The sequence below is a fragment of the Rathayibacter tanaceti genome (assembly GCF_001634385.1).
Taxonomy (GTDB): Bacteria; Actinomycetota; Actinomycetes; order Actinomycetales; family Microbacteriaceae; genus Rathayibacter; species Rathayibacter tanaceti.
This window is the reverse complement of the sequence record NZ_LIIN01000289.1, coordinates 1-784: the sequence shown is the minus strand read 5'-3', so window position 1 is coordinate 784 and position 784 is coordinate 1. Positions and strand designations below refer to the sequence as shown.

Below are 784 nucleotides of genomic sequence, written 5' to 3'. Positions count from 1 at the left end.
CGAGGCCGTCGCGGCGCCGTCCGCCGCCGTCGTCGGATCCGGCCGCCGACCGAGCGCAGCGCCGCGTCCTCCTGATCAACCCGAACGGCCTGCACGCCCGGCCCGCCGCTGACTTCGTCACCCTCGCGACCACGTTCGATGCGCGCATCGACGCGAACGGCAAGGACGCGACGAGCCTGCTGGGCGTGATGTCGCTCGGCCTCGACCGCGGCGACGAGGTCGTCCTCACGGCGACCGGTCCCCAGGCGGAGGAGGCGGTCGGCCGTCTGGCCGCGCTGGTCGAGTCGGGCTTCGGCGAGGTCTAGTCCAGGCGCGGCGGGGGCCGTCCTCCTACTCTGGGCGGATGGCCCTCCGCGGAACCCGACCCCCGTCCGTGCTGCTCCGGCGGCTCGTCACCGTTCCCCGCGCAGTGCGCCGAGCCGATGCCAGGGCGGCCCGGCGGATCAACGCGCGCCGCGACTCCCCGCTCGTCGACGGCGCTCTGGTCGGCCTCTCGCGTGCGGCGGATCACGGTCTGCTCTGGATGGCTGCGGGGGCGCTGCTGGTGGTGGCCGGGCGTCCCCGTGAGGCCGCCCGCGGCGTCGCTTCGCTCGCTGTGGCCAGTGCGACGGCCAATCTGGTGGGCAAGCGGCTCTTCGGAGGCGTCCGCCCGATGCTCGTAGACGTTCCGGTCGGCCGCCGGCTGACCCGCATGCCGACGTCGCCGTCCTTCCCGTCGGGGCACGCGGCGAGCGCCGCCGCCTTCGCCGTCGGCGTGGCAGCCGAATCGCCGCGAGCCGGTGCG

General features: G+C 75.8%; 1 protein-coding gene and 1 pseudogene. Both read left to right on the top strand.

The features are described from left to right. Positions 1 to 305 (top strand): HPr family phosphocarrier protein (locus ACH61_RS15700; protein ID WP_236713736.1); only part of this gene is annotated, 305 nt, incomplete at its 5' end. Between the two features lie 38 nt (positions 306 to 343). Further along, positions 344 to 784, top strand: a pseudogene (locus tag ACH61_RS15695) (hypothetical protein); the annotation flags it as partial.